The sequence below is a fragment of the Micromonospora sp. NPDC002411 genome, assembly GCF_053592955.1.
The window spans coordinates 1-8,028 of record NZ_JBSFBM010000310.1; the positions used below are offsets into that span (position 1 = coordinate 1).

Annotated in this window: 9 protein-coding genes; 5 read left to right on the forward strand and 4 right to left on the reverse strand. The window is 71.1% G+C overall.

Annotated features, from left to right (window positions below; all coding sequences use genetic code 11):
- Positions 1 to 114 precede the first annotated feature (114 nt).
- The 4 genes from pstS to ACWCO3_RS27695 all read right to left on the reverse strand — a co-directional run bounded on the left by pstS (position 115) and on the right by ACWCO3_RS27695 (position 4,252).
- On the reverse strand, positions 115 to 1,221 hold the full coding sequence (pstS, locus tag ACWCO3_RS27680) for a phosphate ABC transporter substrate-binding protein PstS (RefSeq protein WP_145778723.1): 1,107 nt from the start codon (positions 1,219 to 1,221) through the stop codon (positions 115 to 117).
- 280 nt (positions 1,222 to 1,501) lie between these two features.
- Complete coding sequence (gene mshD, locus ACWCO3_RS27685; RefSeq protein ID WP_450012821.1) at positions 1,502 to 2,428, reverse strand: mycothiol synthase; 927 nt, start codon at positions 2,426 to 2,428, stop codon at positions 1,502 to 1,504.
- A 61-nt stretch (positions 2,429 to 2,489) separates the two neighbouring features.
- On the reverse strand, positions 2,490 to 3,356 hold the full coding sequence (locus ACWCO3_RS27690; RefSeq protein WP_450012823.1) for a polysaccharide deacetylase family protein: 867 nt from the start codon (positions 3,354 to 3,356) through the stop codon (positions 2,490 to 2,492).
- A 176-nt stretch (positions 3,357 to 3,532) separates the two neighbouring features.
- Positions 3,533 to 4,252, reverse strand: a complete 720-nt coding sequence (locus tag ACWCO3_RS27695) for a winged helix-turn-helix transcriptional regulator (RefSeq protein WP_208745119.1) — start codon at positions 4,250 to 4,252, stop codon at positions 3,533 to 3,535.
- A gap of 242 nt (positions 4,253 to 4,494) precedes the next feature.
- Between ACWCO3_RS27695 and ACWCO3_RS27700 the strand changes: the two genes are divergently transcribed.
- The 5 genes from ACWCO3_RS27700 to ACWCO3_RS27720 all read left to right on the forward strand — a co-directional run bounded on the left by ACWCO3_RS27700 (position 4,495) and on the right by ACWCO3_RS27720 (position 7,983).
- Positions 4,495 to 5,541 carry a hypothetical protein gene (locus ACWCO3_RS27700; RefSeq protein ID WP_450012825.1) on the forward strand — a complete coding sequence of 349 codons (1,047 nt, stop codon included), beginning with the start codon at positions 4,495 to 4,497 and terminating at the stop codon, positions 5,539 to 5,541.
- A 104-nt stretch (positions 5,542 to 5,645) separates the two neighbouring features.
- Positions 5,646 to 6,434 (forward strand): LmeA family phospholipid-binding protein, encoded by a 789-nt coding sequence (locus tag ACWCO3_RS27705; protein WP_145778728.1) that lies wholly within the window; start codon positions 5,646 to 5,648, stop codon positions 6,432 to 6,434.
- A 94-nt stretch (positions 6,435 to 6,528) separates the two neighbouring features.
- Positions 6,529 to 6,606 (forward strand): Ms5788A family Cys-rich leader peptide, encoded by a 78-nt coding sequence (locus ACWCO3_RS27710; RefSeq protein ID WP_310503780.1) that lies wholly within the window; start codon positions 6,529 to 6,531, stop codon positions 6,604 to 6,606.
- A 205-nt stretch (positions 6,607 to 6,811) separates the two neighbouring features.
- Complete coding sequence (locus ACWCO3_RS27715) at positions 6,812 to 7,660, forward strand: sulfurtransferase (RefSeq protein WP_145778729.1); 849 nt, start codon at positions 6,812 to 6,814, stop codon at positions 7,658 to 7,660.
- A gap of 2 nt (positions 7,661 to 7,662) precedes the next feature.
- On the forward strand, positions 7,663 to 7,983 hold the full coding sequence (locus tag ACWCO3_RS27720; protein WP_354882194.1) for a DUF1416 domain-containing protein: 321 nt from the start codon (positions 7,663 to 7,665) through the stop codon (positions 7,981 to 7,983).
- Positions 7,984 to 8,028 lie beyond the last annotated feature (45 nt).

Consider the following 8,028-nt stretch of genomic DNA (forward strand, 5'->3'; position numbering starts at 1 on the left):
GATGGTGCGGTTGATGGAGCAGGCGCGCGTCCCGCCGGTGCCGGCGTCGGCCGAGCGGTGAGGGGTTTCACCCATCTGCTCGCTCGATTCGGTTGCGGAGGTGGTGGGTTCGGGTCAGGAGAGGTTCTTGACCGCGGTCTCGACCTTGGTGCGGACCGTCTCCGGCAGCGGGGCGTAGCCCAGGTCGGTCAGCGAGTTCTGGCCCTCGGCGCTGGCGGCGTAGCCCAGCAGACCCTTGACCAGCGCGAGCTTGTCGGCCGCGAGGCCCTTGCTGCAGACGATCTCGTACGTCGCCAGGACGATCGGGTAGGCCCCGGCCTCCTTGGTGTTGTAGTCGATCTTCAGCTTGAGGTCGTCGCCCTGGCCCTCGATCGCGGCACCGGCGATGGTCTTACCAGCCGCCTCGGCGGTCAGCGCGGCGAACTCGCCGGCACCGTTACCGATCTTGGCCATCTTCAGGCCGGCGTTCTCGGCGAACGACCACTCCATGTAACCGATGGAGCCGTCGGCGCCCTTGACCGAGCTGGCCACGCCGTCGGAGCCCTTGGCGCCGGTGCCGCCCGGGGCCTTCCACGCCTTGGCCTTGCCGAGGGTCCAGTCCGCCTCGGCGGTCTTGGAGAGGTAGTTGGTGAAGTTGTCGGTGGTGCCCGACTCGTCCGAGCGGTGGACGGTCTGGATGGTGGTCGACGGGAGCGTGGCGCTCGGGTTGTCGGCCTTGATCGCCGCGTCGTCCCACTTGGTCACCTTGCCGGCGAAGATCTTCGCCAGGGTGGCCGGCTTGAGCTGGAGGTTGTCCACGCCACTGACGTTGTAGGCGACAGCCACCGGGCCGATCACCATCGGCAGGTGGATGGCCTTGCCACCGACGCACTTGGCGTCGGCCTGCGGCTGCTCCTCCGGCTTGAGGGCGGAGTCGGAGCCGGCGAAGTCGGCGGTCCCGGCGATGAACGCCTGGATGCCCGCGCCCGAGCCGGTCGGCTCGTAGTTGATCGTCGTGCCCTGGCACTTCTGCTGGTACGCCTTGATCCATTCGGCCATGGCGTTCTTCTGCGCCGACGAGCCCTGGGCGTTCAGCGTGCCGGTAGCGCAGTCGACCGCGGCGGCCGAGCCCGAAGCGCTCGCGCCGGAGGCGGGCTCGTTGTTGTCCGAGCCGCATGCGCTGAGACCGAGCGTCGCGGCAAGAGCGAGGCCGGCAATAGCGCCGTACCGCTGGAGCTTCACCTGAGGGGTTTCCCTTCGCGTCTGACTTGGCACCCCGATCCCGGGGCCCGAGGACCGGCAGTGACCGGCTGACACGAAAGTTAGAAGTGCCAGGTAGCCGGTTCGCCGGTCGCAAGTGAACGCAAGGTGAACACGTACGGCCGTCGAGGTGACCGCTCGCTGAGGGTGAGTTGTCCGCTAAGTGAACCCGGGTACACCTGTCGGAAGTATGGTCATATTTCCGGCTCGCTGTTATGTCGCCGACGCCCGGCCGTTACTCGCCGGTGACCCAGCTCGACGGTCAGCCCAGGTGGTAGTTGATGTGCGCGGACCAGCGGGCGAAGCCCATCCGCTCGTAGAGCGCGACGGCTCCGGTGTTCGACTCGTCCACGTAGAGCATCACCCGGTCCAGGCCACGCCTGTCCCGCAGGTACGCCAGCCCGGCGGTGGTCAGCGCCCGGCCGAGCCCACCACCGTGCGCGGTCGGCTCCACCCCCAGCACGTACACCTCGCCGATCCGTGCCGTGCCCGGCCGCTCGTGCACCTTGGTCCAGTGGAAACCGAGCAGCCGACCGGTCCCGGTCTCCTCGGCGAGCAGGAAGCCCTCCGGGTCGAACCACGGTTCGGCCAGCCGGACCCGCAGGTCGTCCGAGGTCCAGCGCCCCTGCTCGGGGTGCTCGGCGAAGGCACGCGCGTTGAGAGTCAGCCACGCCGCGTCGTCCGCCCCGGGCCGGAACGCGCGCAGCACCACCCCGTCGGACAGGCGCGGCTCGCCGAGCGGGGCAGCCAGGGACCGACGCAGTTGCCACAGCACCCGTGCCCGGGTGAAGCCGAGGTCGACGCCGAGCGCCGCAGCCGAGGGGTGGTCGCCGTGCGCCCACGCCCGCAACGGCCCGGTGGCCGACGCGAGTACGCCCCGGGCCAACGCGCGACCGGTGCCCCGCCGCCGGTATGCGGGGTGCACCACCAGTTCGACACCGATTCCGCCGACCGGATCGGTGGTGTCCAGGTGCGCGTACCCGGTCAGGGTGCCGTCGTCGGCGCGCGCGATCAGGTGCAGGGCCGGGGCGTCCGGGTCGCGCAGTCGGAGCAGGACGTGCTCGTCGAGCGGGTTTGCGCCGTCGGTGTCAGCCGCGGTGCTGGCCAGGGCCAGCACGTCGGCGATCTCCCCAGGTGCCAGTCGGACGGTCCGGGTCACCTGGTCGCTGGTCGGCTCCGCGCTGCTCATCCCGTCACCGTATCCGTTGCGTGTCGTGCCGCCCGGACCGTCGCCGCGCAAAGGCTGCGGTTCAGGTCGGATCGGTGGGTAGTGCCTCCAGCTCGAAACGCGCGGTCAGGTCGGGCAGGATCCGGCGCAGGGCGTCCACCGTGCCCTGCCGGTCGCCACCGGCGTCGTGCAGCAGCACCACCGAGCCCGGCGCGGCCTGGGTCACCACCGTTGCGGTGATCTTGCTGGCGCCGGGAAGGTCCCAGTCCGACGGGTCGACCGACCAGTGCAGCGGGGTCATGCCGAGCTGCCGCGCCACCGACACCACCGGGTACGTCCAGGCGCCGCCCGGCTGGCGGTACCAGACGATGGGTGCGTTCGGCACTGCCGCCCGGATCGCGTCGTTGGTGCGCAGCAGGTCGGCGCGGATCGCGTCGGCCGATCGGGCGCCCAGGCCGACGTCGTGGTGCCACGAGTGGTTGCACAGGGTGTGACCCTCGTCGACGATCGCCTGGATCAGGTCGGGATGGTTCTGGGCGTTCTCCCCGACGACGCAGAACGTGGCGCGCACGTCGAACTCGCGCAGCGTGGCGAGGACCTGCGGGGTGTACCGAGGGTCGGGCCCGTCGTCGAAGGTCAGCGCGAGCCGGGGGGACCCGGTGGTCTCGTGCGCGCCGAACAGCTTGTCACCGCCGGCGTCGCGGCCGGAACCGTCCTGGCCGGCCTCGGCGGGGCCCGTGCTGCCGCCGGGGCGCGAGGCGCTGTCCGGGTCGCCGTCGCTGGGCTGGTCGGCGTAGTGCGGCCCGTCGGCGTTGGTGGTGACGTTGGTGGGGTGCCGAGGGGCCGGATCCAGGACGAGACTGCGGCCCAGCGCGTACGCCGAACCGAGCAGCGCCGCCAGCACCAGCGTCACGATCCCCGTCGCTCTCGCTGTCGAACCGCCCCGCATCACGGCTTCCGCCCCGCTTGCCGGCCAGGCCGACCCGTCGCCCCCGTGCTGACTGCGCGCACCGTCGCCCCCTTCTCCGGCAAACCCGGCAGTCAGAATAAAACCGCCAAGCTGCGCAAAAAGGGCATACGGGAATTTGGTGGCGCGACTTTCGGGTCGGACGGGCAGGGTGCGGGTCAGACGGGCAGGGGCGCGTGCTCCGCCTCGGGCAGCGAACGCGACGGCGGCACGACGAACTTGTAGCCGACCTGGCGGACCGTGCCGATCATCGACTCGTACTCCGAGCCGAGCTTGGCGCGCAGTCGCCGGACGTGCACGTCGACAGTGCGGGTGCCACCGAAGTAGTCGTAGCCCCAGACCTCCCGCAGGAGCTGGTCCCGGGTGAACACCCGGCCCGGGTGCTGGGCCAGGAACTTCAGCAGCTCGAACTCCTTGTAGGTGAGGTCGAGTGGGCGGCCCTTGAGCTTGGCCGCGTAGGTGTCCGGGTCGATGTTCAGCTCGCCGGCCCGGATCGAGCCACCCGCACCAGCGGTCGTGTTGCTGAGCCGGCCCACCGCCAGCCGCAGCCGTGCCTCGACCTCGGCCGGCCCGGCCGAGGCGAGGATGACGTCGTCGACGCCCCAGTCGGCGTTGAGTGCGATCAGACCGGCCTCGGTCACCACAGCGACCAGCGGCACGCCGAGCCCGGTGGCGTGCAGCATCCGGCACGTCGCTCGGGCCTCGCTCAACTCCGACCGGGCGTCCACCAGCACCGCGTCCGGGCTGGGGCCCGCGACCAGGGTACGTACGTCGCGTGGCGCGGTGCGGACCGAGTGCGGCAGCAGGTCGAGTGCCGGCAGCACAGCCGACGGTTCGCCTGCGCGCGCGGTCACCAGCAACAGGATCTCCACGATCACCTCCGTCCCGGCGGCGCTCGGCCGCACGCGACCAGTCACACCCATGGCGGAGTGTGCTGAGAAATTGCGTGGCCCCGGCGTCGCTGACGGGCGGGTAACGAGGTTGAGCGTAGCGGATCGCTCCGGCCGCGCCCCCAGGCCATTTCCTGTTTGTCTACCTTGCCCCTGATCGTGGCGCAGTTTTTAACGTTGCCGAAACCCGGGACCACCGCCTCCGGCGGTCGGTCTGGCACGATCGGGTCGTGTTTCCCTCCACCTCGCCCGAGGCCGGCCGCGAATCGTGGCCCGCCGAGCCCCATGCGGGCCCGGCCGCCGCGGCGACCCGCGCGCCGCGTACCGGTCCGGCCACCACCGATGGCGATCGCCGCGAACGGGGTGGGCCTCGCCGGGCCCGTCGCGCCGGGGAGCCGGCCCGCAAATCCGAGGACGAGGTCGACGAGCCGGAGGAGGAGGTCGTACCCCCGGTCGAGGTGCACCGCCAGCTCGCGTTGACCATCGCCGGCTTCGCCGCGCTGCTCGGCGTCGGCCTGGTACTCGGCGCGCAGACGTCCGGCCCCGGCCACCGGCTGCCGTTCGCCTTCATCATCTTCGGCGTCCAGTTGCTCTTCGTGCTCGCCTGGACGATGGCCATGCGGCCGCCCGCGCTGCTGGTGGTCGCCGGGATCAGCGCCGGAGTCGCGGCACTCGCCGACGTCGCCGCGGTGCAGAGCGACATCGCCGGGCTGGCCCCACTGGGCTACCTGGCCGTCGGCGGGTTCGTCGCCGCGGTGCTCGGCCAGCTGGTCCGTCGGGTCGACCGGGTCCGCGTCACCGACTCCCTCGGCGCGACGCTGCTGATCGTGGTCGGGGTGGTGGCCTTCGGCACCCTGATCGTGCTCAGCCGGATCCCGGCCGGCACCCAGGCGATCACCGTCTGCCTGACGGCGAGTGGCGTCGCGCTGACTGTCGCCCGGCTCACCGACGCCGTACTGCCGTGGCCCCGGCTGGCCCCGCAGGTGCCCCGCGGCGCCGCCGGTGTGGTGGCCGGCGCGATGGTCGGCACGCTGACCAGCGCGCTTCTGGGCAGCTACCTGGTGGCTCCCTTCACGCCGACCCGGGCCGCCGTGATCGGCCTGGTCGCGGCGGTCACCGCCGTGCTCGCCGACCTCGCGGTGGGGTACGCGGAAGCGGGCCGGCTGATGGCCGGAGAGCCGCCCACGATGTGGGTGGCCCGGCACATGCAGGGTCCGCTCGGTGGCTTCGCCCTGGCGGCGCCGGCCGCGTACGCCATGTGCATGCTCTTCCTCTGAGTCACGGTTGAGCCCGGCGCCGGTCGGGTACCTACGGGTGCGCCGCGCTGCGGCACCGGTGTGGACGATCCGTCGCGACGCGGCGGACGAAGACGGGAGGCGGCGTGGCGGAGGACTATCCGGCGGACGGAGCACGTCCCCGACGGCGCGGCCGCAAACTGCTCGTCGGCCTGATCGTCCTGCTCCTGGTGGTGGGCGGGCTGCTGGTGGTCGCCGACCGGGTGGCGGTCGGGGTGGCCGAGCGGACCATCGCCGACCGGGTCGGTCAGGAGATCGCCAAGCAGGGTGCCCAGGCCGCCAGGCCCGACGTGGAGGTGGCCGGCACTCCGTTCCTTACCCAGGTGCTCGACGGCCGCTATCAGCGGATCACCATCAATCTGCGGGACGTGCGGGCCTCGGTCGAAGGTGACGCCGTGCAGCTGCCGGTGCTGGATGTGACCGCCCGCAACGTACGGGCCTCGCTGGACACCCTGCGCTCCGGTCAGGGGGACATCGTCGCGGACACCGTCAACGGCGCCGGCACGATCAGCTACGACAGCCTCGCCGCCCTGCTGAAGCGCCCGGGGCTCAAGCTCGGCGAGCAGAACGGCAAGCTCGCCGTCACCGCGCCCGTGGACATCCTCGGTCAGAAGCTGACCGTCGCCGGCACCGCCGACGTCACCGTCGCCGACAACGGCGCTGTCGCCCTGCGCTTCAACGACCTGGACGCTGCCGGTCTGCCGAACCTGCCGCTGGCCCGCGCTCTGCTGAACAACTACGCCAAGGGCATCTCGGTCGACGTACCCCTGCCTGACCTGCCGTTCCAGCTCACCGTGCGCGAGGTTCGACCACTGCCGGAAGGCTTGGCGGTCACCGTCGACGCGAAGAACGTGCCGATCAATTCCGTTGGCTGACTCCCCGGTCAGCGGTGTCGTCCACCATTCGGTCGATCCCGGATGGTGGTCGGCTGAGTGGCAGCACGGTCACTGGCTGGTAGGCTCCCTGCCCATGGGGACCCACCTCACCAAACGGCGCGCGGTCGACCTGTGCCGCGTGGCCACCTGCCTGTGTCGCCCCGTCATCTGACGGCGGGGCTGTCTCCGGCCGCCTGACGGCGGCCACCGGCACAGGGTTCTCGCACCCTCCGGTCATCCCACCGAACGCCCGGCAGCGGCGCCGTCGCACGAACCCGTGATCCGTCCTTCCGCTGGGTCCCGCGCGTGGTGCGACAGTTGAAACCATCGATACTCGCGCGTTGGCTCACCATCCATCCTCACCAGGGAGTGATTCGATGAGTCGCGACACCGCACTCGTTTCGGCCGAGTGGGCCGAGAAGAACCTCGACGCCCCGGGCGTCGTCTTCGTCGAGGTCGACGAGGACACCTCGGCCTACGAGACCGGCCACATCGCCGGCGCCATCAAGATTGACTGGAAGACCGACCTGCAGGACCAGGTCCGCCGGGACTTCGTCAACAAGTCCCAGTTCGAGGCGCTGCTCTCCGAGCGGGGCATCAGCAACGACGACACCGTGATCCTCTACGGCGGCAACAACAACTGGTTCGCCGCGTACGCCTACTGGTACTTCAAGCTCTACGGCCACGGCGACGTGAAGCTGCTCGACGGCGGCCGCAAGAAGTGGGAGCTGGACGCCCGCCCGCTGGTCACCGACTCGGTGACCCGCCCGGCGACGCAGTACGTCGCGAGCGAGCCGGACACCTCCATCCGGGCCTTCCGCGACGAGGTCGTGGCCGCGATCGGCACGAAGAACCTGGTCGACGTGCGCAGCCCCGACGAGTTCGCCGGCCGGCTGCTCGCCCCCGCACACCTGCCGCAGGAGCAGGCGCAGCGGGCCGGTCACATCCCCACCGCGATCAGCGTCCCGTGGTCCAAGGCGGCCAACGAGGACGGCACCTTCCGGTCCGACGACGAGCTGCGCAAGATCTACGGCGACGCGGGGCTCGACGACGGCAAGGAGACGATCGCCTACTGCCGCATCGGCGAGCGCTCCTCGCACACCTGGTTCGTGCTGCAGGAGTTGCTCGGCCACCGCAACGTCAAGAACTACGACGGTTCCTGGACCGAGTACGGCTCGCTGGTCGGCGTGCCGGTTGCCCTCGGTGACGAACCCGGGGAGGCCTGATCATGACGCTCCCCATCGCTGCGGGTTGCGCCGCACCCGACCAGGCCGCGCCGCTGCCGGCCAGCCTGGACCTGGAGAAGGAAACCGTCATCACCGGGATCGTCCGCTCGGCCGAGGACGAGCCGGTGCCGGGCGCGTACGTCCGACTGCTCGACTCGACCGGTGAGTTCACCGCCGAGGTGGTGACCTCGACCGCCGGCCAGTTCCGGTTCTTCGCCGCGCCGGGCTCCTGGACGCTGCGGGCGCTGTCCCGGCACGGCAACGGCGACACCGCCGTCACCGCCGGTCGGGGCGTCAACGAGGTTGCCGTCACCGTCGCCTGACCCACCGCTCTGATCGACCGGGGCCGGTCACCCGTCATGGGTGAC

Excerpts from the sequence above, each read along its gene's own strand:
- mshD (WP_450012821.1), bottom strand. The coding sequence starts at position 2,428 with ATGAGCAGCGCGGAGCCGACCAGCGACCAGGTGACCCGGACCGTCCGA.
- ACWCO3_RS27690 (WP_450012823.1), bottom strand. The coding sequence starts at position 3,356 with ATGCGGGGCGGTTCGACAGCGAGAGCGACGGGGATCGTGACGCTGGTG.
- ACWCO3_RS27710 (WP_310503780.1), top strand. The coding sequence starts at position 6,529 with ATGGGGACCCACCTCACCAAACGGCGCGCGGTCGACCTGTGCCGCGTG.
- ACWCO3_RS27715 (WP_145778729.1), top strand. The coding sequence starts at position 6,812 with ATGAGTCGCGACACCGCACTCGTTTCGGCCGAGTGGGCCGAGAAGAAC.
- ACWCO3_RS27720 (WP_354882194.1), top strand. The coding sequence starts at position 7,663 with ATGACGCTCCCCATCGCTGCGGGTTGCGCCGCACCCGACCAGGCCGCG.